Origin of the sequence: Rhodococcus sp. ARC_M6, assembly GCF_022810305.1 — a bacterium.
GTDB lineage: Bacteria > Actinomycetota > Actinomycetes > Mycobacteriales > Mycobacteriaceae > Rhodococcus_F.
Genome location: NZ_JALGQH010000004.1, coordinates 1 through 26,278, shown reverse-complemented (window position 1 = coordinate 26,278; position 26,278 = coordinate 1). Strand labels below are relative to the sequence as shown.

Sequence of the window (26,278 nt, the reverse complement as noted above, 5' to 3'; positions counted from 1 at the left end):
AGCTGGGATCAGCCTGCGAGCGCTGCCAGAGCCGGGACCAACTGAACGAGGGCCCTCCCCCGGTGTGAAGCCGCGTCCTTCTCGGCCGGCGTCAATTCCGCAGCGGCGCGGGTATCGCCGTCGGGGCGGAAGATCGGGTCGTAGCCGAACCCGCCGTCGCCGGCCGGTTCGCGACCGATAACTCCGCGCCATTCGCCGCGCACTACCGTCTCGTCACCACCGGGGATCACCAGTGCGCAGGCGGAAACGAATGCCGCTCCCCGACGCTCGTCCGGTACGTCGCCCAATTGCGCGAGGACGAGCGCCGTGTTGGCGCCGTCGTTGCCGTGGGTTCCCGACCAGCGGGCCGACAATACTCCCGGCATTGCATTGAGAGCGTCGATCTCGACACCGGAATCGTCTGCAATGCAAGGCATTCCGGTAGCTGCAGCACCATCACGAGCCTTCGCGAGTGCGTTTTCTTCGAACGTCGCACCTGTCTCCGGGGCTTCCGGGAACGGCGGCACTTCGTCGAGTCCGACGAGGTCGATGCCGCTTACTCCAGCGGCGTCGAGCACGCGGTGGAGTTCCTTCAATTTCTTTGCGTTTCGGCTGGCAACCAGCACTCGGACATTCACAGTTCAGGCACCGAATTTCTTCTTGGGTTCGGGGTTCTTGGGTTCGGGCAGTACACCCGGGTAGGGCTCGGCCAACGCGAGCTTCTGAATTTCGAATATCTGCTCGCATCCGGCCAGTGCGGAGTCCAGCAGTTTGTCGAGAGTCGAACGCGGGAAGGTCGCACCCTCACCGGTGCCTTGGATCTCGACCAGAGTTCCGGTGTCGGTCGCGACGACATTCATGTCGACCTCGGCACGCGAATCCTCCTCGTAGGGCAGATCCAACCGCACGCGTCCGTCGACAACACCGACGCTGACAGCCGCGATGCCGCATGAGATCGGCTGGGGATCGCTCAACAGGTCGGCGGCACGCAGGTAGGTGACCGCGTCTACCAATGCGACGTACGCGCCCGTGATTGCGGCGGTACGGGTTCCGCCGTCAGCCTGAAGTACGTCGCAGTCCAAGGCGATGGTGTTCTCACCGATTGCTGCGAGGTCGATGCATGCGCGCAGTGATCGACCGATGAGTCGGCTGATCTCCTGGGTGCGGCCGCCGACCTTGCCTTTGACGGATTCGCGTCCACTGCGCGTATGTGTCGCAGCGGGGAGCATCGCATATTCTGCGGTGAGCCAGCCCAGCCCGGAACCCTTGCGCCACCGCGGAACACCTTCTTCGACGCTGGCGGTACACATCACACGGGTGTTCCCGAACTCGACCAATACCGAGCCTGCCGGATGGCTGGTGAACCCGCGGGTGATCTTGATCGTGCGGAGTTCGTCGTCCGCCCTGCCGTCTTCTCGTGTAGTCACCTTCGTGAGCCTAGCGTCCCGCGCCGGCGAGCTGTCAGATGTCGTACACACTTCCCGCGGAGACCGCGTGTACCGGTCCGGAGAATTCGGATTTCGCTTCGGCGATGACGTCCTCGCGGGACGTCCACGGCGGGATGTGTGTCAGGAGAAGTTCCTTCACACCGGCCAGGGCGGCTACACGGCCGGCTTCCTTGCCCGACAGATGAATGCCCGCGGGGCGATCAGGACTGTCGGTCCACGACGCCTCGGACAGCAACACGTCGGCGCCTCGGGCAAGCTCGACGACGTTGTCGCACATTCCGGTGTCTCCGGTGTAGACGAGAACCTTCCCGGCAGCGTCGGTGAATCGGAATCCGTAGGCCTCGGGCGGATGATTCATCCGACTCGGAACGACGGTCAGTTCACCGAACGTGACGGGCTCGTTCTCGGCCCACAATTTCAAGTCGATGGTGTCGGAGATGTCATCGATTTCTCCGGCGCATTCTGCGGACGACGTCCCGATCCGGCAGGCCGTGTCAGTCGGGCCGTAAACCAGCGCGCGACCTTCGGGACGATTGGGATGGTAGCGACGCCACACGAGCAAGCTCGGCATGTCGAGACAATGATCGGCGTGCAGATGCGAGAGCAGGATCGTCGCCTCGCCGGGGTCTGCGTAACGCTGCAGAGCGCCCAGCACTCCGGGGCCGAAATCTATGACGAGCGGCGGGGTACCCGGCGCCGTGAGCAAGTAGCCCGAAGCCGGTGAATCCGGCCCCGAGACGCTGCCGGAACACCCCAGGACGGTCATGCGCATACCGGTCATGCTGCCACGTCTACCCACGAACAAAAAAGCTCCCGTCCGTTTTTGCGAGTCGAAGTCACACCCGCCGACGGGTGTGACCCACGTCCGTATCGAAAGTGCCTGGTCAGAACGAAGTTACAGCGCCGGCCCGCTTGGTCCGATCGCCCGACGCCAGCGCCCAGGCAGCGACCACGCCGCCAATCGCGCCGAACAGGTGCCCCTGCCAGGAAACCTGTGGATCACTCGGCAACACGCCCCACAGCACTCCGCCGTAGATCACGAAGACAACAACCCCGATCAGAATCTGAGTGAAACTTCGGGTGAAGAATCCTCGGACCAACAGATACGTGACCCAACCGAAGATCAGTACCGAAGCCCCGACGTGGTTGTACCCGGCCCCCGCAAAAAGCCAGACGCCGACGCCGCCGATCAACCAGATGATTCCCGTCGCCGCGAGCCCGCGAGAGATGCCCGACACCAGCACGAGATAGCCGAGAATCAGCACGGGAATCGTGTTCGCAATCAGATGCGCCCAGTCGTCGTGAAGCACCGGCGCAAAGAGAATGCCCCACAGTCCGTCCAACGTGCGAGGTGTGACTCCGGCATTCTGGATGTGCTGCCCGGAAATGGCGTCCGCAATTTCGATGACATACAGCGCCAGGACAAATCCGCCGATCAGCACTGCGGACTGCTTCCACACCGACGGTGGTTTCGATGTGGGAACCGGTGTCCGGGCACCGAAATCCGGACTGTTGAAATCCATCGTCATCGCGGGCGTCCTTACGGTAGTTGTTTCTACCTCGAGATTACCGTCGCGGGCCTGGGGCGTACGGAGGAACTAGATGAACGCGGACGGGAACAAGTCTCGATAGCTGGGAATACCCGCAACCTCGGTCGCGTCCAGAATTGCCTTGACGATTGCCCGCTCGACAACCTGAGCGGCAGCCGCGCACACCGCGTCAAGGATGGGCAGGTCCGCCGGAAAAGCTGCCGGTACCGCGATCTCGAATTCCGGGACGTGCGTTCCGGTCGCAAGGGCAAAAATCGTGTCACCGTCGAGTGGCGAGTGGGCAGGCCGGATGGCCCGTGCCAAACCGTCGTGTCCGGCGACGGCGACGCGTCGGCAACCGGCTTTGGTCAGCGCCGCGTCCGTTGCCACAACCCCGATCGTGGTGTTGAGAACGGTCCCCTTGGCGGCGACGGCATTGGCGGCGTCAAGTTCGGACGGCACGGGCAGACGCAGTCCGAAGGACTCGGCACCGTCGGATCCGACGCCCCACGGCAAGCCGGTTCGTGGATCGAACACCGAGCCCACCGGGTTCGCGACGATCAGCGCCGAAACCGTTGTCCCCTGCGCCGGTCCGTCGGCAATCACCACACTTGCAGTGCCGACTCCGCCTTTGATCGCTCCGGCGCGAGCCCCGACGCCGGCGCCCACGGTGCCGGTCGCACATTCGCTCGACGCCGTATCCGCGGCCAGAAAACCGAAATCGGAGTCGGGCCGAATCGTCCAGTCCCCCACCGGAAGATCGAAGATCACAGCGCCGGGCACGATGGGAACCACCTGACCCGGTGCACCCATCGCGATTCCGTGGCCGTGTTCTTCGAGCCACCGCATCACTCCGTCGGCGGCCGCTAAACCGTAGGCACTTCCGCCGGTCAGCAACACTGCGTTGACTTGCTGAACCGAATGGCTCGGATCCAGCAGATCAGTTTCCCGGGTGCCTGGTCCGCCGCCGCGAACGTCAACTCCCGCAACCACTCCGGCCGGCGCAAGGACAACCGTGCAGCCCGTCGCAGAGCCAGTTCCCAGGGTTGCATTGTCATCGAGTCGGTGATGGTGACCAACCGAAATTCCGACGACGTCGGTCAATGAATCCGTGGGTCCGATGGTCGTTGCAGTCACGGCATGAGCGCCTGAACGAGCGAATCCTGCATCCACGTCAACCAGTGATACACGTCCAGATGAGGCGCCCGGGGGTCGTCAGGGTCCAAACTTTCCGGCGTATCCGCGTCGATCCCCAGGTTGGTTCCGAGAGCCAGGCGTACGTCGTTGAGTGCCGACAACCATGCGTCGGCTTGTTCCTGCGTCAACAGGATCTTGCCGCCGCTTTCGGGGAGCGAAGCCAACAACGCCCGACCCGACGCCTTCTTGGCGTCGATGATCTCGGGCTCGTGCAAACTCCGCAAGGCACCGTTGACGTTGGCGCCGGCGTCGTCGAGATCGTCCGGATCGGGCGACACCTTGTCGGGGTCTGGCCGATGAAAATCGGGAAGCAACCGCGCCAGCACCGGATTATCCGGGGACTCGGAATTCCCGGTTCGCAGTCCGGTGAGCGCGGCAAGCTCGTCCTGCGGAGCCGACGATTCGCGTTCGTCCAACAGTCCGATCACCGACTCGACCAGCGAACGAAGGACTGCTGCCTCGTGAGCGTCCATCTCGGATCTGAACTTCACTCCGGAAAGTGAATTCTTCCTGCTCCACGTCCGCACGCGTCGGACTCCCATCTGTCATCGAGTCGAGATTTATTGAAAGTAAACGAGACTTACGTGTCTTCGCGTTGCATCGTGGCCCAGAGACCAGCCGCGTGGAGGCGCCGAACATCGGCTTCCATCTTGTCGCGTGAACCGCTGGAAACGACGGCCTTGCCCTCCGAATGGACCTTCATCATCAGATCGTTGGCCTTGGCCTTGCTGTAGCCGAACAGCTTCTGAAAAATGTAGGCGACGTAATGCATCAGGTTGACCGGGTCGTCCCAGACGATGGTCACCCAGGGCCGATCGACGGCTTCGATAGTCGCGACAGCCTCCGACTGCTCGGGCACGGCACGCGGTGAAGACACCGTCGCGCCCTTCATCGAGACGCGCGCCGAGGCGGTCGTGGGAACTGTCGCGCCGCCGGAAACCATGCCTCCAGGGTACGACGCGATACCGGGTGACAACACCCACCCACGCACTCTCCCGCTTAGAGTTGTGTGCGTGCCTACGCAAAATTCCGATCGTCCTGACACTGATGCGAGTACCGCACTGCTCACCGACCAGTACGAGCTCACCATGCTCTCGGCTGCGCTTGCCGACGGATCTGCATTCCGTACCTGCAGTTTCGAGGTTTTTGCCCGCAGACTCCCCGACGGTCGCCGCTACGGTGTCGTTGCCGGCACCGAGCGTGTGCTGGATGCGCTGGAGCACTTCCGCTTCGGGGAACCCGAACTCGCGATCGTCTCGAAGTTCCTGGACGACGCGACGGTCGAGTGGCTGCGCAACTACCGATTCTCCGGCGACATCGACGGGTACCGCGAGGGGGACTTCTACTTCCCCGGCTCGCCGATCCTCTCGGTCCGCGGAACGTTCGCGGAATGCGTATTGCTCGAAACGCTGATCCTCTCGATCCTCAACCACGACAGCGCCATCGCTTCGGCTGCAGCACGCATGGTCAGTGCCGCAGACAATCGCCGGATGATCGAGATGGGTTCACGACGCACCCATGAGCAGGCTGCGGTCGCAGCATCCCGCGCCGCCTACCTGGCCGGGTTCGACGCCACCTCCAACCTCGAGGCTGTCCGCCGCCACGGCGTTCCCGGCGCCGGCACCAGCGCGCACGCCTTCACCCTCCTGCACACCACCGAAAACGGAACCGACGAGGCCGCTGCCTTCCGCGCGCAGGTCAATGCGCTCGGTGTCTCGACCACCCTGCTGGTCGACACCTACGACATCACCGAAGGCGTGAAGACCGCTATCGCCGTTGCCGGCACCGAACTCGGTGGAGTGCGCATCGACTCCGGCGACCTCGGAGTGATCGCCCGTCAGGTGCGTCGCCAACTCGACGACCTCGGTGCCACCAAAACCCGCATCGTCGTCTCGGGTGATCTCGACGAGTACGCGATCGCTGCCCTTCGCTCCGAACCCGTCGACGTCTACGGCGTCGGCACCTCCCTCGTTGTCGGCTCGGGCGCTCCCACTGCCGGCATGGTCTACAAGCTCGTCGAGGTCGAGGGAATCCCCGTCGAGAAGCGCAGCACCAACAAGGCGTCGCGCGGCGGAGCAAAGAAGGCCCTGCGTGTCGCCCGTCCGACCGGAACGATCATCGAAGAAGTCATCTACCCCGCCGACGCTCCGTCTCCCGTGTCGGCTGCCGAGGGCGCTACGGAACTGATGATTCCGCTTGTGCGCGGCGGCAAGACCGTCGACGGTGTCCCGACCCTCGAGGACAGTCGAGCGGTCGTCAAGGCCGGGCTCGTCAGCCTCCCGTGGGAGGGCTTGAAGCTCTCGCGCGGAGACTCCGCGGTACCCGTTCGATTTGTCGGAGGTCAGTGATGTCCGCGCGTGCCTTGATCGTCGTCGACGTGCAGAACGATTTCTGTGAAGGCGGGACACTTGCCGTCGACGGCGGCGCTGCGGTTGCCGCTGCGATCAATGATTACGTCGGCTCTCACGAGTACGACGCCGTCGCCGCAACCAGAGATTTCCACATCGATCCGGGTGCTCATTTCTCCGAGGAACCCGATTACGTCGACACGTGGCCGGCGCACTGCGTGGTGGGTACCGACGGCGCGGAGTTCCACCCCGCGTTCGATGCGACGGTTGCGGGTTCTGCCGTGTTCTCCAAGGGCGCGTACAGCGCGGCCTACTCGGGGTTCGAAGGTTTTGCCGACGACGGCACCACGTTGGAGCAGTGGTTGCGCGCCCACGACATCACCGATGTCGATGTCATCGGTATCGCGACAGATCATTGTGTGAAGGCCACTGCGCTCGATTCAGTGCGCGCCGGCTTCGGCACCACAGTGCTCCTTCCGCTGACCGCCGGTGTGGCACCGGCCACCATCGAGGCCGCGATCACGCAGATGCAGGCCGCCGGAGTGCAGCTCACAGGCCGCGACGAGAATGCTCCTTCCCACAGCGTCGGCATTTCTGACGTAGGGATCCACTAACCTGCTTGGGTGGCCGATCAACTTCCGAATGTCCCCGAACTGCTCCGAGCGGCGGTGCAGTCTCTGGGCGGCGCCGAGCGGACCAGCCAGCTCACTATGGCGTCGGCGGTAGCGCATTCGATCGATACCGGCGAGCATCTGGCCGTCCAGGCCGGCACGGGCACCGGTAAGTCGCTGGCATACCTGGTGCCCAGTCTGCGTCACGCCGTCGAGTCCGGGCGCACCGTCGTTGTCTCGACGGCCACCATCGCGCTGCAGCGGCAGTTGGTGGATCGTGATCTCCCCCGCCTCGCCGACGCGCTCAAGAAGCCGCTCGGTCGACGCGCTGAGTTCGCAATTCTCAAGGGCCGCAACAACTATCTCTGCATGAACAAGATTCACACCGGAGCTTCCGAGCAGCCACCCGAGGATGAATTGTTCGATCCGTTCACCGTCTCGCGTCTGGGCCGCGAAGTGGTTCGCCTCACCGAGTGGTCCTCCGATACCGACACTGGTGACCGCGACGAACTGGTTCCCGGTGTCTCCGATCAGGCCTGGCGACAGGTCAGTGTGACGTCCCGTGAGTGCATCGGAAAAAACCAGTGCCCGGTGGGCGAAGACTGCTTTGCCGAGCGCGCCCGAGTCGAAGCGTCCAAGGCCGATGTCGTGGTCACCAACCACGCACTGCTCGCCATCGACGCCATCACCGGCATTCAGATATTGCCTGAACATGACGTCGTGGTCATCGACGAAGCCCACGAATTGGTCGACCGCGTCACCGGCGTCGCGACAGCGGAACTCACGGCATCGGCAATCAGTGCTGCCGCGCGCCGTTGCGGAAAGATCGTCGAGGAACAGGATGCCGATCGCCTCGAAGCTGCCGGCGAAGGCTGGGCCGGACTCCTCGAGGAGCTTCGCCCCGGACGCTGGGAGTCGCTGCCCGACGGCGCCGCTCCAGCGCTGGCCGCAATCCGCGATGCCGCCTGGTCGCTCCGCACTGCCATCGGTCCGGCCAAGCCCGGCATGATGGCCGCCGACCCCGAAGCCGCTGCTGCCCGCAATGCTGCCCTCTCCTCGGTGGACGACATTCACGACAGCGCCGTCCGTGTCCTCACTGCCTTCGACGAACCCGACCCCGCGAAGCGCAAAGACGTAGTCTGGCTGTCCTCCGACGAGTTCCGGGGCAATGTCCGCCGATCGGTCCGCATGGCTCCCCTGTCCGTGGGTGGCCTACTACGCCAGCGCTTGTTTGCCGAGTCCACGGTAGTCTTGACGTCGGCGACACTCACGGTCGGCGGCTCGTTCGACGGCCTTGCCGTCAACTGGGGGCTTCCGTCGCAGTCGTCGGTTCGCCCCGACTCCGGTACCGCCGTCGGCACCGAAGCACCCTCGGACGCTTCGGCGTTCCGCTGGAACTCCCTCGACGTCGGTTCGCCGTTCGACCACGCCAAGGCCGGAATCATCTACATCGCCCGGCACCTTCCGACGCCCGGACGCGACGGCTTGGCTCCGGTTTACCTCGACGAGATTGCTGAACTCGTCGAAGCTGCGGGTGGGCGCACCCTCGGACTGTTCTCCTCGATGCGGGCCGCAAAAGCTGCGTCCGAAGCGATGCGTGAGCGACTCGACACCCCGATCCTGTGCCAAGGCGACGACTCCACCGGCACCCTCGTCAAAGCCTTCGCGAAAGACGAAGCGACGTCACTGTTCGGCACGCTGTCCCTGTGGCAGGGCGTCGACGTGCCCGGCCCGTCACTGAGCCTGGTCATCCTGGACCGGATTCCGTTCCCGCGTCCCGACGACCCGCTACTGATGGCCCGCCAGCAGGCCATCGAGTCCCACGGCGGCAACGGCTTTCTCAGTGTCTCCGCCAATCATGCCGCGCTGCTCCTGGCCCAGGGTGTTGGTCGATTGCTCCGCAGTGTCGACGACAAAGGTGTTGTGGCCGTACTCGATCCGCGCCTTGCTACTGCGCGATACGCGGGGTACCTGCGCGCATCGTTGCCTCCGTTCTGGGAGACTACCAAGCCGGAGGTTGTCCGCAAAGCGCTTACGCGAATCCGTGACTCACGGCCCTGACACGGGCGTCGATTCACGGCCCTGACACAGTTCTGCCCCGAACCCAACTGAGCCCGGGGCAGAATCAGCTACACAGCCGGCGTGGTTACCAGACCGAGCTCGGAAGCATTCACCAGTAGCCGGTGATGCGGAAGCACTCGAACCGTGTACCCGACCGAACCCGAAACCGGAAGCGCTACTTCAGCTTCGAATATTTCGATACCGTCCTCGGAACCGAAATGTGTCATCGGGAACGTCACAACGTCGGTGAGTTCCTCACCGGGGCTGACCCGACCGATCACAGCCTGTACCTCGACGTCCGAGACCGACAGACCACCGAGACGAACCTTTGCCTTCAACGAGATGGTCGCGCCGATCTCCGGAGTGTCCGGCAATCCGGATCCGTCAACCTGCTCGACACTCACCGACGGCCACTGCGATTCGATCCGTCGACGGAATTCCGCAACCTCGCGGGCCCCGGCAAAATTGTCGGCCACTACGGCCCGTGCGGATTCCGCAGACGGGGCGTAGTACTGAACCGCATAATCACGAACCATACGTGATGCCAACACCTTCGGTCCCAGATTCTCCAGCGTATGCCGAACCTTCTCGACCCACCGCATTGGCAGATCCTGGGCGTCACGATCATAGAACGTGGGCAGCACTGCATGTTCGAGCAGTTCGTAGAGCGCGCTGGCTTCGAGATCGTCGCGGCGAACGTCGTCCAGAACTCCGTCGGCGGTCGGTATTGCCCAGCCATTTTCACCGTCGTACATCTCGTCCCACCACCCGTCGCGGATCGACAGATTGAGCCCGCCGTTGAGCGCGGACTTCATGCCCGACGTTCCACATGCCTCGAGCGGGCGCAGCGGATTGTTCAGCCACACATCACAACCCCAGTAGAGGTACCGGGCCATCGACATGTCGTAATCCGGCAGGAACACGATGCGGTGACGCACGTCGGCCTCGTCCGCAAAACGAACAACCTGCTGGATGAGCGCCTTGCCACCGTCGTCGGCGGGATGCGATTTACCGGCCACCACCAACTGCACGGGACGCTTCTCGTCGAGCAGCATCGCGCGCAGACGATCAGGATCGCGCAGCATCAGCGTCAAACGCTTGTAGGTCGGTACACGCCGTGCAAATCCGACCGTCAATACGTTGGGATCAAAAACTCCACCGACCCAACCAAGTTCGGCTTCGGTTGCGCCGCGCTCGATCCACGACGCTCGGACGCGTCGACGCACCTCGTCGACCAGCTTGCCGCGCAACGCATTACGCGTGCTCCACAATTCGGTAGACGAAAGCTCCTGCAGACGCTCCCAGCCGCGAGACTCTTCGAGTTGTTCCTGCCCGACGATCCGTCTCGCAACGTCCATCCACTCCGGTGCCGCCCAGGTCGGTGCGTGGACGCCGTTGGTCACCGAGCCGATCGGAACCTCGTCGGCGTCGAATCCCGGCCAGAGTCCGTTGAACATGTCTCGGCTGACGATGCCGTGCAATTTGGAGACACCGTTGGCGCGCTGGCCCAGACGAAGCCCCATGTGCGCCATGTTGAAGATCGACGGGTCCGATTCGCGGCCCATGCCCACGATGCGATCAACCGTCAGGCCCGGCAGCAGCGTCGACTCGTTCTCCCCGTTGGAGCCGCCGAAATAGTGGCGAACCAGGTCGGCCGGAAAGCGGTCGATCCCGGCCGGGACCGGAGTATGCGTCGTAAAGACCGTGGCGGCACGCACCGCCGCCAGCGCGGAATCGAAGTCGAGACCGCTGGTGGTGACAAGTTCACGGATTCGTTCGATACCCAGGAACCCGGCGTGGCCCTCGTTCATATGGAAGACCTCAGGATCGGGCAATCCGTAGGCCGCGGTGTACGCCCGAACCGCACGCACGCCGCCGATTCCGGCCAGGATCTCCTGCTTGATGCGGTGGTCCTGATCGCCGCCGTACAGACGATCGGTGACACCCCGAAGCTCCGCGTCGTTCTCCGCGATGTCGGAATCCAGAAGCAGCAGCGGAACGCGGCCCACCTGGGCGATCCACACCCGCGAGCGCAGCACCCGCCCACCTGGCATCGCGACGTGAATGATGACCGGGGACCCGTCACCTGATGTCGGGCCGGCGTCGGTCAGCAAACGAAGCGGCAGACCCTGCGGATCATGGGGAGGGTAGTGCTCGGCCTGCCACCCGTCCGCCGTCAAGGACTGACGGAAATACCCGGACCGATAGAGCAGACCGACACCGATCAGCGGCAGACCCAGATCCGACGCAGCCTTGAGATGGTCGCCGGCCAAAATGCCGAGACCACCGGAATAGTTGGGCAGGACTTCGCTGACGCCGAACTCCATGGAGAAGTACGCGATTCCGCCGGCCAGCGAAACACCCTTGGCCTGCTGCGCCTGGTACCAGCGCGGAGTGCTCAGGTAGCTGTCGAGATCGACTGCCGCAGTGTCGAGGTCACGAAGGAAATCGGCATCGCCACTCAGTTCGTCGAGTCGCGCCGGGTCCACTTCACCCAGCATTCGAACGGGATCGAATTGAACCGCTTGCCAGAGTTGCGGGTCGAGGCGCGAGAACAAATCCTGGGTCTCGGGATGCCAGGACCAACGCAGGTTGGTGGACAAAGGGCCGAGCGCGGCAAGGCGCTCCGGCAGGTGGGCTCGGACAGTGAACCGACGCAAGGCTTTCACCCCGCGAACCCTAGTCGAGTTGGACGGGCTGTGTCCTTACAAGCACCGTGTCCACTGGAAGCGACGACATGCCGGTACACCCACTACGGTTGAACTCGGCAACACCAGTAACACTCCACCATCAGAAATGGAGCTTCCCGTGACAGGACGCCTCGGTATCGACGACGCGATACCCGCGATCTCGGGTAACTATCCAGCCAAGGCTGTAGTCGGTGAAGTGATTCCCGTACATGCGACGGTCTGGCGCGAGGGCCACGACGCCGTCGCCGCTACCCTGGTTGTACGTGGTCCTCGCGGAACCAAATCGCTGCGAATCACGATGGATCCCGGCGGGGAGCCAGACACCGTCGACGCCGTGTTTGTCCCTTCCGTAGAAGGACTCTGGACATTTCGGATCGAAGCGTGGAGCGACCCCGTCGCAACCTGGAAGCATGCCGTCGAAGCCAAATTGTCCGTAGGACAGGGCCCGGCAGAACTTGCCAACGATCTCGAAATCGGTGCTCGACTCTTCGAACGAGCCGCCCAGGAACTTCCCCGGGCCAATCGCTCGAGGCTGGAGGCTGTGACGGCATCGTTGCGTAGCGATCAGACCCTGACCGCCCGGGTCGCGCCCGCTTTTGCCTCGGACGTCGCGGAATTACTCCGCGCCAATCCGCTCCGAGAACTGGTGACCAAGGGCGAGTCGCATCCCGTTCTCGTGGACCGCCATCGGGCCCTGTTCGGGTCGTGGTACGAGTTCTTCCCGCGCTCCACCGGCGGCTGGGACGAGAACGGAGTGCCGAAGCACGGGACGTTCAAGACTTCCGCAGAAGATCTTCCGCGCATTGCCGCAATGGGTTTCGACGTCGTCTACCTTCCGCCGATTCACCCGATCGGCGAGATCAACCGTAAGGGCCGCAACAACTCTCTCACCACACAGCCCGGCGACGTCGGTTCTCCGTGGGCTATCGGATCTGCCGAGGGCGGACACGACGCTGTCCACCCCGAACTCGGCACCCTCGAAGATTTCAAAGCCTTTGTGGCGCAGGCCCGCAAGCTCGACCTCGAAGTGGCACTCGACCTCGCTCTCCAATGCGCTCCCGATCACCCCTGGGCCGCAAAGCATCCCGAGTGGTTCACAGTGCTCCCGGACGGCACCATCGCCTACGCGGAGAATCCGCCCAAGAAGTACCAGGATATCTATCCGATCAACTTCGACATCGACCCCGACGGCCTGGACAAGGAAATTCTGCGCGTCGTCCGACACTGGATCAAGGCCGGGGTCAAGATCTTTCGGGTCGACAACCCCCATACCAAGCCACCCAACTTCTGGGAGACACTCATCTCGGAGGTCAAGAAGTCCGACCCCGACGTCCTCTTCCTTGCCGAGGCATTCACACGGCCGGCTCGGATGTACGGCCTTGCCCGACGAGGCTTCACGCAGTCGTACACATACTTCACGTGGCGTGTCGCGAAGTGGGAACTGACGGAGTTCGGAAACGAGCTGGCCGCCAAGGCTGACGAAGCCAGGCCCAACCTCTTTGTCAATACACCCGATATCCTGCACGAGTCGCTCCAACACGGCGGACCCGGAATGTTCGCACTCCGAGCAGCTCTCGCGGCAACACTGGCGCCGACGTGGGGCGTCTACTCGGGGTACGAACTCTTCGAGCACCAAGCCGTCCGGCCCGGTAGCGAAGAGTACCTGGACTCGGAGAAGTACGAACTTCGTCCGCGTCGATTCGCCGAAGCCGCGGCGCGGGGTGAATCGCTCGAGCCGTGGATCACCGCACTCAATCGCATTCGCCGCGCCCACCCCGCCCTGCAACAGCTGCGCAACCTGCACTTCCACCACATCGACAACGACGCACTGATCGCGTATTCGAAGTTCGATCCGATCACGGGCGATGCCGTTCTCACGATCGTCAATCTCAATCCCTATGCCGCCGAAGACGGCACGGTGTGGCTGGACATGCCGGCACTCGGGCGTGAATGGCAGGATCAGATGACTGTCCTCGACGAAGTGACCGGCGAGCAATACCACTGGGGGCAGGCCAATTTCGTCCGCCTCGAGCCGTGGCGTGCCGTCGCGCACATCCTCGCACTACCGCCGGTTCCCTACTCTGCCAGAACGTCGTTGGCATACCGCGGAGGAAATTGATGGCCGCCGACAAATTGCCCGCCGGAATCGCGCCGGCCGCCCACGATCTGGATCTTCTGGCCCGCGGTGAACACCACGATCCGCACAGCTTCCTCGGAGCGCACCCCCACGCCGGCGGCACAGTTCTGCGGGCACTTCGTCCACACGCCGACGCTGTCAGCGCCGTCATCGGCGGGAAAACGTTTCCACTCCAACATATTTCGGGTGGAGTTTTCGCAGTACTGGTCCCCTACCCGGAACTGATCGACTACCGGTACTCGGTCACGTACCCCGGCGGACATACCGTCGTAGTGGCCGATCCTTACCGCTTCCTGCCCACTCTCGGCGACCTCGATCTCCACCTGTTCGGCGAAGGTCGACATGAGCGCCTGTGGGACGTCCTCGGCGCGCACCCCCGCACCTACGAAACACCGGACGGAACTGTCACCGGAACTTCGTTTGCCGTGTGGGCTCCGGCCGCCCACGGCGTCACCGTTATCGGCGACTTCGACGGCTGGGGTGGACAATTCGCACCCATGCGCGTTCTCGGTTCGACGGGAGTCTGGGAACTGTTCCTACCGGATATCGCGGCCGGAGAACTGTACAAGTTTCGCGTCCACGGACATGACGGGTCCGTAAAGGACAAAGCCGACCCCATGGCGTTCGGAACCGAAGTACCACCGGCGACGGCGTCGCGGGTCACGACGAGTTCGTATGTCTGGGAAGATCAGGACTGGCTCGACGCCCGAGTAGGTCTCGACCCCGCCCAATCGCCGATGAGCGTGTACGAGGTACATCTCGGTTCGTGGCGTCCCGGCCTCGACTATCGGCAGATGGCCGAGCAACTCGCGCAGTACGTCACGCAGACCGGATTCACCCACGTCGAATTGCTGCCCGTCGCAGAGCATCCCTACGGCGGGTCCTGGGGATATCAGGTGACGTCGTACTACGCCCCGACCGCTCGATTCGGAACGCCCGACGACTTCCGCTGGTTCGTCGACCGTCTGCACGCCGCCGGGATCGGCGTACTGGTCGACTGGGTTCCCGCACACTTCCCCAAGGACGACTGGGCCCTGGCCCGATTCGACGGCACGCCACTCTACGAACACGCCGATCCTCAACGCGGAGAGCAACTGGACTGGGGAACATACGTTTTCGATTTCGGTCGTCGGGAAGTCCGTAACTTTCTCGTCACGAATGCATTGTTCTGGCTCGAGGAATTCCACATCGACGGCCTGCGCGTCGACGCCGTCGCTTCCATGTTGTACCTCGACTACTCACGGCCTGTCGGCGGCTGGACACCCAACATCCACGGTGGTCGCGAGAACCTCGAAGCCGTTGCGTTCCTTCAGGAAATGAATGCGACAGTCCACAAAAACCATCGCGGAGTTGTCACCATCGCGGAAGAATCGACCGCATGGCCGGGAGTGACGCGCGCGACCAATGTCGGTGGGCTCGGGTTCAACATGAAATGGAACATGGGGTGGATGCACGACACCCTCGGCTTCCTCGGCCACGACCCGGTACATCGGACGTACCACCACCACGAGATCACGTTCTCGCTGATGTATGCGTGGAGTGAGAACTATCTACTCCCCGTCAGCCACGACGAGGTCGTGCACGGCAAGGGCACCTTGTGGACTCGTATGCCCGGCAACGACTTCGCCAAGGCAGCAGGCCTCCGTTCACTGCTCGCCTACATGTGGGCTCACCCGGGTAAACAACTTCTGTTCATGGGCCAGGAATTCGGCCAGACCGCGGAATGGTCGGAGGAGCGAGGGCTCGATTGGTGGCAACTCGACGACGCACACACCGGAACCCTCCACCGCGGTGTCACGCAGCTCGTCAGCGACCTCAATTCCGCCTACCGACAACATCCGGCAATGTGGACACTCGATACATCGCCTGGTGGCTACTCCTGGATCGACGCCAACGACACCGAGAACAACGTCCTGAGTTTTCTGCGTTACGGTACTGACGGTTCGATTGTCGCGTGCCTGTTCAACTTCTCGGGCAGCGAACATTCGAGCTACCGCGTCGGGCTACCTGAGCCCGGCCGATGGGTCGAAATCCTCAACACCGACGCCGAGTCCTACGGCGGCTCCGGTGTGGGGAACCTCGGTGCGGTCACAGCGACGTCGCAGTCGTGGCACGGTCGGCCGGCGTCAGCATCGGTCGCCCTCCCCGCCAACGGCGCGATATGGATCAGTCTGGAGCGTTGATGGTTGGCCGGCGAGCAGCAATAGTCACTTCGTCATTGATGGCAACTGCTGCCTTGTTGGTCAGCTGTTCGCAGGGCTCGACCGGTCATGCGGTCTCGATTTATCACGATCCCTTTCGGGTGGCCGGTCTCGACGCGTCCTCAGGTCCCAGTGGACTCCGCCCCGGGGCACCCGACGCACAGCGTGACATCGTCGGAACGGACGGTGGCCCGATCGACGCGCTTGCAGCTAACGCCATTACCGACATCGAAACGTTTTGGAAAACCCAGTATCCGGCACTGTTCAACGAGCCGTTCCAACCTGTCGACACACTGATCTCGTGGGATCCCACCGAGCCCGGTGGTCCGGAATTCTGCGAAGAGTCCACCAAAGACCTCATCAATGCCGGATATTGCAGTCTCGATCACACGATCGGCTGGGATCGGGAACTTCTCTTGCCCGAGGTGCAGGAAAAGTTCGGCGACGTCGCTGTCGCATTCATTTTCGCGCATGAGTACGGCCACGCCATTCAACGAAAAGCCGGCATCGTCGAAGGCGGATCCGAAGCAGCTCTGGTGCGTGAGCAGCAAGCCGACTGCTTCGGCGGTGCCTTCCTCCGCCACGTCGCCGAGGACAAGGCAATTCACTTCACGATGAATACCTCCGACGGACTGAACAAGGTCCTCGCGTCGGCCGTCGCCATCCGCGACGACGACCCGAACGACCCCGATTCTCACCACGGGTCCGCATTCGAGCGGGTCACCGCAACCCAAATCGGATTCACCGATGGTCCCGGTGCGTGCGCCAAGATGGACGACGCCGAAATCGAATCCCGGCGCGCCGATCTCCCGCAGCAGTTCAGCGAACAGAGCGAATCCGGTGAGCTGCCCGTCACCGAATCCACACTGCAAGAGTTCTTGAAAACTTTTCAGTCGATCTTCGAGCTGCAGAATCCTCCGACCGTGACCTTCGACGGCGCGGACACCGGCTGCACGGATGCCACGACCACTGAGCCTGTCTCCTTCTGCCCCGCCACCAACACCATCGGAATCAGCGTCGACGAGTTGGCGGAGCGTGGAACTCCCGGACGGGTCGGCCGACGCGAGTTGATGCCGACCACCATCACGGGCGACTACAACGCATATGTTCTGCTCGCGTCGAGATACACACTCGCCATGCAGAAGGAACGCGGCCAGACACTCGACACACCACAAACTGCCTTGCGTGCCGCCTGCCTGTCCGGAGTGATCACTGCGGCCCTGAGTCCCACCAATGCGGCAACATCGGGCGCTCAGGTCACGCTGTCCCCCGGAGACCTCGACGAAGCTGTCTCGGGCCTACTCACAGACGGTCTCGCCGCCAGTGACGTCAACGGTGACACCGTCCCGAGTGGATTCGCACGTGTCGACGCATTTCGCACGGGTGTGCTCGGCGGTCAGGTGGCCTGCGATAGCCGCTATACGGAGTAGCGGCCGGGATCAGTAGAGGGCTGCGGCCAGTTTGCGACGCGCGGCCATCACCATGGGCTCAGCGGGATCGAACAGCTCGAACAGTTCCAGAAGACGTGTCCGGGCGGCTGCCTTGTCGTCGCCTGCCGTGCGCGCGACAACACCGATGAGACGAGCAAAAGCAGTCTCCGGCTTCTGCGCGTACATCTCCCTGTCGGCGGCGGCAAACTGCAGTTCAAGATTTGACGGATCAGCATCGGCGGCAGCGACAGAATCCGGATCGGTGTTCTCGACGCGAGCCATGAACTTCACCTGACGAACCGCGTTGAGCGCTTCGGCATTGGTGGGCTCGTCGTCGAGGATTACCTGGTACGCCGCAATCGCGCCGTCAAGATCACCCGCGTCGAGCGCTGTTTCAGCAGCAACGAACCGAGGGTCCTCGACCTCAGGCTCATCCACGTCTCCAGCGGTCGGTACGGGACCGCTGAGCTTGCCCTCAGTCGCCTGCAGAACAGCGGCAAACCACTGACTGAGCTGCTCTTCGGGCTGCGCACCTTCGAAATCGGCCAACGGCTGACCGGCCGCGACGGCAACAACGGTGGGTACCGACTTGATGCCGAATGCCTGCGCGATCTGCGGGCTCACATCGACGTCGACGTTAGCCAGGATCCACTGGCCACCGGCTTGCGCAGCAAAACGCTCGAGCACCTCGGTGAATACGACGGACGGCTCGTAGGCGCGACCGCCGAGGTTGACGATCACGGGGACCTGGCTCGACTTGACCAGAACTTCCGACTCGAAATTCACTTCGTTTACGTCGATGACAGTCCCCGGGAGCGCCGAAACGGCCCCATCGCCGCTGGGCTTACGCGGAGGTGGAGCCGTCGCCCGCTCTTTGAGAGCGGATAAGTCGACTGCGCCGCTCATGGCGGCTGCTACTGCTGACGAACGCGCGGGGGGCCTGGATCCTGGTCGAGTCACGCGTTCCAGTTTGTCACGAGTTGACCGAACCTACGAAGAGGCCTGGTTGCTCAGACGAGAGCGGCGTCGGTGTCACGCTCTGGCTCAACGACAAGGTCACCGGACTGGCCGGATCGCGCGCCCTCTTCGAACAAGATGGTCCCAAAGGGAGGGACGCTTGCGAACAGCGCCCAGAAGAGGGTCCGCCTCTTCCATGAAAGCTTCTTGGCGGTCCAGAATGCGATCACGATATATATGACGAAGACTGTCCCGTGAACGGGTCCAAATATCTTGACCCCGATTTCATTGCCGTCTTCGGGGAGGTACTTGAAGGCCATGCCGATAAGCAAGCCAACCCAAGTGAATGCTTCCAGGATTGCGATGAAACGGAACCGCTTTGCGGTGGTGCTGAGATCGAAGACGTTCGCCATGAGCCTCATTGTGCCCGAACAACTACGACGCCCCGTAGTGGTGTGAGGAAACCCACGGGGCGTCGTAGAGCGAAACAGACATGCTCGGGTGTATTTAGGCTCGGGCTTGTCAGGCCTTCGGCACACGCACGATCAGAGCGTCGCCCTGTCCGCCGCCGCCGCACAGTGCCGCAGCACCGATTCCGCCGCCGCGACGCTGCAACTCCAGTGCCAAGTGCAGTGCAATACGGGCACCGGACATTCCGAGCGGGTGTCCGACGGCAATTGCGCCGCCGTTGACGTTCACCTTGGCGGGATCGAGCCCGAGCTCACGCGTCGACGCAATGCCGACTGCAGCGAAGGCTTCGTTGATCTCGACGAGGTCCAGATCCTTGGGGTCGATGCCTTCCTTTTCACATGCCTTGGCGATGGCACGCGCCGGCTGCGACTGCAGAGTGGAATCCGGTCCGGCGACAACGCCGTGCGCACCGATTTCGGCGATCCACGTCAATCCGAGTTCTTCGGCCTTGGCCTTGCTCATCACGACAACAGCGGCAGCACCGTCGGAGATCGGCGACGCCGAACCGGCGGTGATGGTGCCGTCCTTGCTGAATGCGGGACGAAGCTTGCCGAGGGATTCGGCGGTCGTATCGGCGCGGATGCCCTCGTCCTGCGCGAACACGATGGGATCACCCTTGCGCTGTGGGATGGAGACCGGAACAACTTCGTTGTCGAAGAGTCCGTCCTTCCACGCGCGGGCCGCGTTCTGGTGTGAGGCCGCGGCAAACGCGTCCTGCTCCGCGCGGGTGATGTGGCTGCCGTCCTTCTGGTTGACCTGCTCGGTCAGCAGACCCATCGCCTGGTCGGTGAAGATGTCGTGCAGACCGTCGTAGGCCATGTGGTCACGCATCGTGACGTCGCCGTACTTGAATCCTTCACGGCTCTTCTCGAGCATGTGGGGTGCCCGGCTCATCGATTCCTGGCCACCGGCGACGACGATCTCGAACTCACCGGCGCGGATCAGCTGATCAGCCAGGGCGATGGCGTCGACACCTGAGAGGCACACCTTGTTGATGCTCAGTGCCGGAACGCTCATCGGGATTCCGGCTGCGACGGCAGCCTGCCGAGCCGGCATCTGGCCGGCACCGGCGGTCAGAACCTGGCCCATGATGACGTACTCGACCTGCTCGGGGGCAACGCCTGATTTTTCCAGCGCGCCCTTGATGGCGATTCCGCCCAGATCGGACCCGGAAAGGTCCTTCAAGGAACCCATGAGTCGACCCATCGGGGTACGGGCTCCGGCAACAATCACAGAACTGGTCACGATTTCCTCCGGCTACAAAAGAGACATAGGCATCACGCGCACGCGGCATACGAGTCAAGTCACATCCCGACGTGTACTACTCAAACGGTAGCGCTACCGTGAAAGGTATGACACAGACGTCCCCCAGTCCTGCCCTTGCACCTTTGTCCTCCGACCTCGTCGTAGCGATCGACCACGTCGGAATTGCTGTTCCGGATCTCGATGTAGCAATTGCTTGGTACACCCAGCACCTGGGCATGGTCTCCACTCACGAAGAAGTCAACGAAGCTCAGGGCGTCCGTGAAGCCATGCTCTCCGTCATCGGTGCACCTGCCGGCTCACCGGCCGTCCAGTTGCTCGCGCCCCTCGACGAGAACTCGACCATCGCCAAGTTCATCGACCGCAGCGGCCCCGGTTTGCAGCAGCTCGCGTACCGCGTCACCGATATCGAGGCCATCTCCGAGGAGCTCCGCGCACGCGGCGTTCGGTTGCTGTACGACGCACCGCGACGTGGCACCGCCAACTCACGAATCAACTTCATTCATCCCAAGGACGCCGGCGGGGTGCTCGTCGAACTGGTCGAACCGGCCGCGCATCACTAGCAGCCCAAACTCCTGCACGTCTGCCAGGTAGATTATCGCCATGGCATACGAGCAGGACCGCGGTTCCATCCAACTTCCGTTTCAGATCGCCCGGAAGGGATACGACCGCGACGAGGTACGAAACTACTTCGAGCGGTTCGACGCCGAATTGCGGGTCACTGCGGCAGACCGCGATGCCGCGGCGTCACAGGCCCGTGACCTTGCCAAACAGTTGGACGACGCCCGCGACGACATCGACGACCTCCGCAAGGATGTCGACCGGTTGTCCGTGCCGCCCACCACAGCGGAGGGTATGAGCGATCGCATCAGCCGCATGCTCCGTCTTGCATCCGACGAGGCGTCCGAGGTTCGCGCCAAGGCCGAGGCCGACGCAGCGGAGATGACCTCGATCGCCGAGCAAGACGGCGTGCGGTTGCGCAGCCATTACGAAACCTTGATCGCGGAACTCGACGACCGTCGCAATGCCATGGAAACGATGCACGAGCAGACCATGCTCCAAGCGCGGACCGAGGCTGCGCGAATCGTCGAGGCCGCGCAAGCGGAACGTGATCGGCTCGCAGCCGAGTCCGAGGCGAAGCGCACCCAGATCCGTGAAGATTTCGATATTTCGATGTCGGAACGACGTGCAAAGGTCGTCGCCGCGGTCAACGATCTCGAGGCTTCCAGCAAGACCGAAGCGGAACGTCGTTTGACGGATGCCACCCGTGAAGCGCAACGCCGCCTACAGGCTGCAACCGACCAGTCCGAGCGAAAGATCGCGCACGCCAAGGAACTTGCCGAAGAACTGCGAGTTCTGCGTGGTCGAATCCTCGCGCAGCTCCTCGGAATTCGCGGCCAACTCGATTCCGTGCCGGCGATGCTCGCCTCCGTGAATCGCGAGAGCGAACTGCTCGACGCGGCCCCCGCACCTGCTGCGCCGGCTGCTCCTACTTACGACGAAGGCGAGTACAACGAGCCGGATTCGACGGACGAAGAACTCGATGATCGAGGCGACGCCGAAGAAACCAATACTGCCGAGATCGACACCCGTGCGGTCGAGCAGCGAGCCCAGTCCCGCAACTGAACTTCAGGACCACCTTCTGGTCAGGCTGCGAGTCCCGCGGCCTGACCAGCATCCGGTGTGCCAGTGCCGACGTTCGGTAGCGCCACCGGGTTCCGACGGCCAGGTCACTACATGCGCAACGCCGGGACTGATGTCATGGTCACAGCCAGGGCACCGATAGAACTTCGTAGCGTTGGCGCCGGGAACTGGCCGCACCATGAACGATTCGCCGCCCGGACCGGGTTCTTCGCGAACCACTGATCCGCCGAAAAGGACACCCCTCGGCTCGTCCGAATTCTGACCACGTCGATTGTCCGTTCGACGGGTCTGCTTCGGAATAGGTTTGCGGCGCGGCATGTCGAGAAGTCTAACGGCCTCAGAAAAGCCGGAACTCGGTGCTTTCGGTACCTCGCAACGCCTCGTAGTCGAGGACCAGGCAACGAATGCCGCGATCATTGGCAAGCGTCTTGGCTTGCGGCTTGATCTGTTGCGCTGCAAACACTCCCGTTACCGGAGCAAGCAACGGATCGCGGTTGAGCAGTTCCAGATAGCGGGTCAGCTGTTCGACGCCGTCGATCTCGCCGCGACGTTTGATCTCGACGGCCACCGACGCACCGTCAGCATCACGAACAAGAAGGTCGACCGGGCCGATTGCCGTCATGTACTCACGTCGCACCAAGGTGTAACCGGATCCGAGGGTTTCGACATGCTCGGCCAGCAGTTCCTGCAGGTGCGCTTCGACGCCGTCCTTGATCAATCCTGGATCGATACCGAGTTCGTACGACGAATCATGCTCGATCTCCTCGAGGGTGATCCGCAGTTCCTCGCCGGCCTTGTTGGTGACGACCCACAAGATGTCATCGCTGTCCCCCGTGGTCTCGACCAACCAGCAGGGAGGACTCATCCAGTTGAGCGGTTTGTACGCCCGGTCGTCGGCATGGATGCTCACCGAACCGTCAGCCTTGACCAACAACAGGCGTCGGGCGGTCGGGAGGTGGGAGGTCAATCGACCTACGTAGTCAACACGGCAACGAGCAATAACTAGGCGCACTGCACCACCCTAAAGGATCACCTCGACTACTCTCGACACACTATGCAGCGAAGCGATGTCCCGAGCGCACCCTTGGGGTCGTGGTTGCTCGGATCCACAGACGAGAACCCCCGACGACGACGGATCCGCGTCCAACTCCTCCTGACCGCTCCGCTCCTGATCACGAACCTGATCGGCGCCGGTCTGGCCATCATCTTGATCGGAATCGTTGTCCCCGGCCCGAGCATCATGCGGTCCGAGTTCGCGTTGATCAACTTCATTGCAGTTCCGGTCTTCATCGTGTGCGTTTTTATCGTTGGACTGCTGTGGGGTACCAAGCGCCTCATGCACGATCTTCGATGGGCAACGGAGGACACCCCTCCCAGTGAGGAAAACCAACGTGCTGCACTGCGCGGACCGTGGCGTCTCACCCGAGTTCAACTCGCCCTCTGGACTGTGGCTCTCGCCACTTTCACAACCCTGTACGGAATCGTCGACGCCGACACCATTCCAAAAGTGTTGTTCACCATAGCTTTCAGCGGAATCACGACTTGTGCGTTCTGCTATCTCCTCAGCGAGTTCGCGCTGCGACCCATCGCGGCTCGTGCCCTCGAATCCGGTGCACCACGCAAGTCTGCCGTTCTCGGACTCACCGGTCGGACCATCCTGATCTGGGTGCTCGGCAGCGGAGTCCCCGTCGCCGGCCTGATGATCGTCGCAATTTTCAGCTATATCCGTCCGCCACGGTGGCAAGATCTGGCGATCTCGATTCTGGTTATCGGCGGCATCACTCTGTGCGTCGGACTTGGGCTGACCTACATCAACATTCGATCTGCAGCAGCACCCATCCAATCTGTCCGGCGAGGGATGGAGCAAGTCACACGGGGAGATTTCAGCGCCCAGGTAGTCGTCTATGACGGTACCGAATTAGGTTTGCTCCAAACCGGTTTCAATCGGATGGCCGAAGGGCTCCGAGAGCGCGAACGGATCCGCGATCTGTTCGGACGTCACGTCGGGTACGAGGTTGCCGCGAATGCGATGCGCCGCAACCCTGAGCTCGGCGGCGAGGAACGTGACGTATCAGTCCTTTTTGTCGACGTGATCGGTTCCACCACTATCGCCGCAACCAACTCCCCCACCGACGTCGTCACACTGCTCAACAGATTCTTCGACGTCATCGTCGACGAGGTCGACGCGCACGGTGGTTTCGTGAACAAATTCGAAGGTGACGCAGCACTCGCCATCTTCGGCGCGCCCTCTCGGATCGACGATCACGCCGGCTGCGCGCTCGCAGCCGCCCGCAAGATTCAAGTTCGGTTATGCGCCGAGGTCCCCGAGATCAGCGCCGGCATCGGGGTTGCGTCGGGTATCGCAGTTGCCGGAAATGTCGGTGCGCGTGAGCGATTCGAGTACACCGTAATCGGGGATCCCGTCAACGAAGCGGCGCGCCTGTCGGAAGTCGCAAAGAATGTTCCGGGCAACGTGGCAGCGTCAGGTCGGGCACTTGCCTCTGCCTCGGAATCCGAACGTATTCATTGGGTCACCGCAGATTCGATAGTCCTTCGAGGCCGCACCCAGCAAACAGTTCTCGCCGTCCCCGTCACATCATTGGAAGCCCCGAACACCTCCGCATAACCCACTCCGTGCTTTCTCCCAGCCGGTGAGTAAGCCAGAAAATCTGCTGAATTGTGTTTTGCGACACTGCGATTCGCCCGGCTCGTCGGATTTCCGAATGCTGCGATGACCTCGACTTTGTAACACTGCAGACCCCACGAAGAGACAAACATATCGACAGTAAAACCGACGATGCACTTACCGCGGCGAGTCTTCAGACGCTGATTCGGGGAAAGACAATCTTGCAGAGAATCAAATTCACGTTGTCCGAGCGCAATACACGGCGGGCACGAGTGCTTGCCGCAGCGTTGTTATCGACGCTCCTTCTCGGCGGCACATTCGGGCCCACCGTGGCATCCGCTGCTCCTGAGCGTGCTGTGTCGCCGATCCATTCAGCACCGTGGGGTGGCTACGACGAGTTGTGGGTGCCGTCTTCGATGGGAAATATCAAGGTTCAGGTGCAGTGGGCAGCACGGGGCGGCAATGCCGCGCTCTATCTCCTCGATGGTCTCCGTGCGAGAAACGACAGCAATGCTTGGAGTTTCGAGACCAATGCGTTCGATCAGTATCGAAACGACAACATCACATTGGTGATGCCGGTAGGCGGAGAGTCGAGTTTTTACACTGACTGGTACGCACCGTCGAACTTCAATGCTCAGCCGATCACCTACAAATGGGAAACATTCCTCACGCAAGAACTCCCCAGTTTCCTTGCTGGGTACGGTGTTTCGCCCACCAACAATGCAATAGTCGGGTTGTCGATGGGTGGCAGCGCCGCATTGAACCTCGCGGGACATCATCGCGATCAGTTCAAGTTCGCGGGTTCATTGTCCGGGTACATCAACATCTCCGGGCCGGGGATGCGCGAAGCGATCCGCTTGGCGATGCTCGACGCCGGCCGGTACAACGTCGATTCCATGTGGGGTCCACCATGGTCATCAGGCTGGATTCGCAACGATCCGTTCGTCAATGCAGAGTTGCTTCGCGGATTGCCGATGTACATTTCGGCATCCAACGGTATCCCCGGTCCGTACGAGCAACCTTCGGCGCCGATCGAGTACTGGAACACCGCGACGGGAATGGGTTTGGAATTACTCGCATTGGTTCATGCGCGTTCATTCGAACTGCGACTGAACTCGCTGGGAATCCCGGCAACGTACAGCTTTCCGTCCTCAGGGATCCATTCGTGGGCAAACTGGTCGGCTGAACTGTGGATGGCTCGAAGTCAGATCCTCAACACCATGAATGCCTGGTGAGATCGGCACTTCGATCAGCCGCCCGGTGCGCCAACAACTAAGCGACGCCGGAGCCTCACCCAAGTCCTAGAGGCAGACAGAAAGATCCTCGCAGCTGATTGCTGCGAGGATCTTTCTGTCTGTCCAACCACCGGATAGGCGCTGCCATGTACGCCCTGGGATCGAGCGAGCGATACGTTCACCCACCCACCGCATCGCGTGAACGTATCACCACCCCTGCCGAACCCCGGCAGCGATACGTTCACCCCGTCCGGCCCAACCAGAATCGTTCCGGAACACGAAAAAACCCCCAACCACGAATGGTTGGGGGCTATCTCGTAAATTGTGTTCGGCGGTGTCCTACTCTCCCACACCCTGTCGAGTGCAGTACCATCGGCGCTGAAGGGCTTAGCTTCCGGGTTCGGAATGGGACCGGGCGTTTCCCCTTCGCTATGACCGCCGTAACTCTATG

General features: G+C 62.4%; 23 protein-coding genes and 1 rRNA gene. 10 read left to right on the top strand and 14 right to left on the bottom strand.

Features of this window, described 5'->3' with window-relative positions; genetic code table 11:
* Positions 1 to 8: 8 nt before the first annotated feature.
* The 7 genes from rdgB to clpS form a co-directional block, all read right to left on the bottom strand.
* Positions 9 to 617, bottom strand: a complete 609-nt coding sequence (rdgB, locus tag MTX36_RS06860) for an RdgB/HAM1 family non-canonical purine NTP pyrophosphatase (protein WP_243619003.1) — start codon at positions 615 to 617, stop codon at positions 9 to 11.
* Between the two features lie 3 nt (positions 618 to 620).
* Complete coding sequence (gene rph, locus MTX36_RS06855; protein WP_243619002.1) at positions 621 to 1,406, bottom strand: ribonuclease PH; 786 nt, start codon at positions 1,404 to 1,406, stop codon at positions 621 to 623.
* 34 nt (positions 1,407 to 1,440) lie between these two features.
* Positions 1,441 to 2,199 carry a cyclic nucleotide-degrading phosphodiesterase gene (locus tag MTX36_RS06850; RefSeq protein WP_243619221.1) on the bottom strand — a complete coding sequence of 253 codons (759 nt, stop codon included), beginning with the start codon at positions 2,197 to 2,199 and terminating at the stop codon, positions 1,441 to 1,443.
* Positions 2,200 to 2,311: 112 nt separating this feature from the next.
* Entirely contained in the window at positions 2,312 to 2,956 is a 645-nt protein-coding gene (locus tag MTX36_RS06845) for a rhomboid family intramembrane serine protease (protein ID WP_243619001.1), read from the bottom strand.
* Positions 2,957 to 3,025: 69 nt separating this feature from the next.
* Complete coding sequence (locus MTX36_RS06840) at positions 3,026 to 4,093, bottom strand: P1 family peptidase (protein WP_243619000.1); 1,068 nt, start codon at positions 4,091 to 4,093, stop codon at positions 3,026 to 3,028.
* Positions 4,090 to 4,680 carry a DUF2017 domain-containing protein gene (locus MTX36_RS06835; protein WP_243618999.1) on the bottom strand — a complete coding sequence of 197 codons (591 nt, stop codon included), beginning with the start codon at positions 4,678 to 4,680 and terminating at the stop codon, positions 4,090 to 4,092. Before MTX36_RS06835 ends, MTX36_RS06840 begins: the two co-directional genes overlap by 4 nt.
* Before the next feature lie 53 nt (positions 4,681 to 4,733).
* Positions 4,734 to 5,045 carry an ATP-dependent Clp protease adapter ClpS gene (clpS, locus tag MTX36_RS06830; RefSeq protein ID WP_243619220.1) on the bottom strand — a complete coding sequence of 104 codons (312 nt, stop codon included), beginning with the start codon at positions 5,043 to 5,045 and terminating at the stop codon, positions 4,734 to 4,736.
* A gap of 121 nt (positions 5,046 to 5,166) precedes the next feature.
* On the opposite strand from clpS, the gene MTX36_RS06825 reads away from it, so the two are divergent.
* From MTX36_RS06825 to MTX36_RS06815, 3 genes are read left to right on the top strand one after another with little or no spacing between them, the layout of a single operon-like run.
* Positions 5,167 to 6,501 carry a nicotinate phosphoribosyltransferase gene (locus tag MTX36_RS06825; protein WP_374230443.1) on the top strand — a complete coding sequence of 445 codons (1,335 nt, stop codon included), beginning with the start codon at positions 5,167 to 5,169 and terminating at the stop codon, positions 6,499 to 6,501.
* Positions 6,501 to 7,115 (top strand): isochorismatase family protein, encoded by a 615-nt coding sequence (locus MTX36_RS06820; protein ID WP_243618997.1) that lies wholly within the window; start codon positions 6,501 to 6,503, stop codon positions 7,113 to 7,115. The genes MTX36_RS06825 and MTX36_RS06820 overlap by 1 nt, the downstream gene beginning before the upstream one ends.
* A gap of 9 nt (positions 7,116 to 7,124) precedes the next feature.
* Positions 7,125 to 9,173, top strand: a complete 2,049-nt coding sequence (locus MTX36_RS06815) for an ATP-dependent DNA helicase (RefSeq protein WP_243618996.1) — start codon at positions 7,125 to 7,127, stop codon at positions 9,171 to 9,173.
* A 68-nt stretch (positions 9,174 to 9,241) separates the two neighbouring features.
* Here the strand turns inward: MTX36_RS06815 and glgP are convergent, their stop codons facing one another.
* Complete coding sequence (glgP, locus tag MTX36_RS06810) at positions 9,242 to 11,842, bottom strand: alpha-glucan family phosphorylase (protein WP_243618995.1); 2,601 nt, start codon at positions 11,840 to 11,842, stop codon at positions 9,242 to 9,244.
* A 139-nt stretch (positions 11,843 to 11,981) separates the two neighbouring features.
* Here glgP and MTX36_RS06805 point away from each other — a divergent pair, with 139 nt between their 5' ends.
* Genes MTX36_RS06805 through MTX36_RS06795 form a run of 3 tightly spaced genes read left to right on the top strand, consistent with a single transcriptional unit; the run spans position 11,982 to position 17,631 of the window.
* A complete protein-coding gene (locus MTX36_RS06805; protein ID WP_243618994.1) occupies positions 11,982 to 13,982 on the top strand; it encodes an alpha-1,4-glucan--maltose-1-phosphate maltosyltransferase in 2,001 nt (666 codons plus the stop codon).
* Positions 13,982 to 16,183 carry a 1,4-alpha-glucan branching protein GlgB gene (glgB, locus tag MTX36_RS06800; RefSeq protein ID WP_243618993.1) on the top strand — a complete coding sequence of 734 codons (2,202 nt, stop codon included), beginning with the start codon at positions 13,982 to 13,984 and terminating at the stop codon, positions 16,181 to 16,183. Before MTX36_RS06805 ends, glgB begins: the two co-directional genes overlap by 1 nt.
* A complete protein-coding gene (locus tag MTX36_RS06795) occupies positions 16,183 to 17,631 on the top strand; it encodes a neutral zinc metallopeptidase (RefSeq protein ID WP_243619219.1) in 1,449 nt (482 codons plus the stop codon). The genes glgB and MTX36_RS06795 overlap by 1 nt, the downstream gene beginning before the upstream one ends.
* Before the next feature lie 9 nt (positions 17,632 to 17,640).
* On the opposite strand, the gene MTX36_RS06790 is transcribed toward MTX36_RS06795, so the two are convergent.
* The 3 genes from MTX36_RS06790 to MTX36_RS06780 form a co-directional block, all read right to left on the bottom strand.
* On the bottom strand, positions 17,641 to 18,537 hold the full coding sequence (locus tag MTX36_RS06790) for a tetratricopeptide repeat protein (RefSeq protein WP_243618992.1): 897 nt from the start codon (positions 18,535 to 18,537) through the stop codon (positions 17,641 to 17,643).
* A 104-nt stretch (positions 18,538 to 18,641) separates the two neighbouring features.
* Entirely contained in the window at positions 18,642 to 19,001 is a 360-nt protein-coding gene (locus MTX36_RS06785) for a DUF3817 domain-containing protein (protein ID WP_374230442.1), read from the bottom strand.
* Positions 19,002 to 19,110: 109 nt separating this feature from the next.
* On the bottom strand, positions 19,111 to 20,304 hold the full coding sequence (locus tag MTX36_RS06780; protein WP_243618990.1) for an acetyl-CoA C-acetyltransferase: 1,194 nt from the start codon (positions 20,302 to 20,304) through the stop codon (positions 19,111 to 19,113).
* 107 nt (positions 20,305 to 20,411) lie between these two features.
* On the opposite strand from MTX36_RS06780, the gene mce reads away from it, so the two are divergent.
* Together mce and MTX36_RS06770 are read left to right on the top strand one after the other, a co-directional pair.
* Positions 20,412 to 20,885 (top strand): methylmalonyl-CoA epimerase, encoded by a 474-nt coding sequence (gene mce / locus MTX36_RS06775; protein WP_243618989.1) that lies wholly within the window; start codon positions 20,412 to 20,414, stop codon positions 20,883 to 20,885.
* Positions 20,886 to 20,925: 40 nt separating this feature from the next.
* Positions 20,926 to 21,948 carry a hypothetical protein gene (locus tag MTX36_RS06770; RefSeq protein ID WP_243618988.1) on the top strand — a complete coding sequence of 341 codons (1,023 nt, stop codon included), beginning with the start codon at positions 20,926 to 20,928 and terminating at the stop codon, positions 21,946 to 21,948.
* Positions 21,949 to 21,951: 3 nt separating this feature from the next.
* Here the strand turns inward: MTX36_RS06770 and MTX36_RS06765 are convergent, their stop codons facing one another.
* Both MTX36_RS06765 and nucS read right to left on the bottom strand, forming a co-directional pair.
* Positions 21,952 to 22,284, bottom strand: coding sequence for an ATP/GTP-binding protein (locus MTX36_RS06765; protein WP_243618987.1), 333 nt, complete (start codon positions 22,282 to 22,284; stop codon positions 21,952 to 21,954).
* Between the two features lie 19 nt (positions 22,285 to 22,303).
* On the bottom strand, positions 22,304 to 22,978 hold the full coding sequence (gene nucS, locus MTX36_RS06760) for an endonuclease NucS (RefSeq protein ID WP_243618986.1): 675 nt from the start codon (positions 22,976 to 22,978) through the stop codon (positions 22,304 to 22,306).
* Between the two features lie 42 nt (positions 22,979 to 23,020).
* Here nucS and MTX36_RS06755 point away from each other — a divergent pair, with 42 nt between their 5' ends.
* Both MTX36_RS06755 and MTX36_RS06750 read left to right on the top strand, forming a co-directional pair.
* A complete protein-coding gene (locus MTX36_RS06755; RefSeq protein WP_243618985.1) occupies positions 23,021 to 24,592 on the top strand; it encodes an adenylate/guanylate cyclase domain-containing protein in 1,572 nt (523 codons plus the stop codon).
* A 221-nt stretch (positions 24,593 to 24,813) separates the two neighbouring features.
* Positions 24,814 to 25,827, top strand: a complete 1,014-nt coding sequence (locus MTX36_RS06750) for an alpha/beta hydrolase (RefSeq protein WP_374230441.1) — start codon at positions 24,814 to 24,816, stop codon at positions 25,825 to 25,827.
* Between the two features lie 326 nt (positions 25,828 to 26,153).
* Here the strand turns inward: MTX36_RS06750 and rrf are convergent.
* Positions 26,154 to 26,270: ribosomal RNA gene (gene rrf, locus MTX36_RS06745) — 5S ribosomal RNA — on the bottom strand.
* Between the last annotated feature and the right edge of the window lie 8 nt (positions 26,271 to 26,278).

Bases quoted from the DNA above. Each gene is read 5' to 3' on its own strand.
- MTX36_RS06850 (WP_243619221.1), bottom strand. From the start codon at position 2,199: ATGCGCATGACCGTCCTGGGGTGTTCCGGCAGCGTCTCGGGGCCGGAT.
- MTX36_RS06845 (WP_243619001.1), bottom strand. From the start codon at position 2,956: ATGACGATGGATTTCAACAGTCCGGATTTCGGTGCCCGGACACCGGTT.
- clpS (WP_243619220.1), bottom strand. From the start codon at position 5,045: ATGAAGGGCGCGACGGTGTCTTCACCGCGTGCCGTGCCCGAGCAGTCG.
- MTX36_RS06820 (WP_243618997.1), top strand. From the start codon at position 6,501: ATGTCCGCGCGTGCCTTGATCGTCGTCGACGTGCAGAACGATTTCTGT.
- glgB (WP_243618993.1), top strand. From the start codon at position 13,982: ATGGCCGCCGACAAATTGCCCGCCGGAATCGCGCCGGCCGCCCACGAT.
- MTX36_RS06795 (WP_243619219.1), top strand. From the start codon at position 16,183: ATGGTTGGCCGGCGAGCAGCAATAGTCACTTCGTCATTGATGGCAACT.
- MTX36_RS06790 (WP_243618992.1), bottom strand. From the start codon at position 18,537: ATGAGCGGCGCAGTCGACTTATCCGCTCTCAAAGAGCGGGCGACGGCT.
- MTX36_RS06785 (WP_374230442.1), bottom strand. From the start codon at position 19,001: ATGGCGAACGTCTTCGATCTCAGCACCACCGCAAAGCGGTTCCGTTTC.
- mce (WP_243618989.1), top strand. From the start codon at position 20,412: ATGACACAGACGTCCCCCAGTCCTGCCCTTGCACCTTTGTCCTCCGAC.
- MTX36_RS06770 (WP_243618988.1), top strand. From the start codon at position 20,926: ATGGCATACGAGCAGGACCGCGGTTCCATCCAACTTCCGTTTCAGATC.
- MTX36_RS06765 (WP_243618987.1), bottom strand. From the start codon at position 22,284: ATGCCGCGCCGCAAACCTATTCCGAAGCAGACCCGTCGAACGGACAAT.
- MTX36_RS06755 (WP_243618985.1), top strand. From the start codon at position 23,021: ATGCAGCGAAGCGATGTCCCGAGCGCACCCTTGGGGTCGTGGTTGCTC.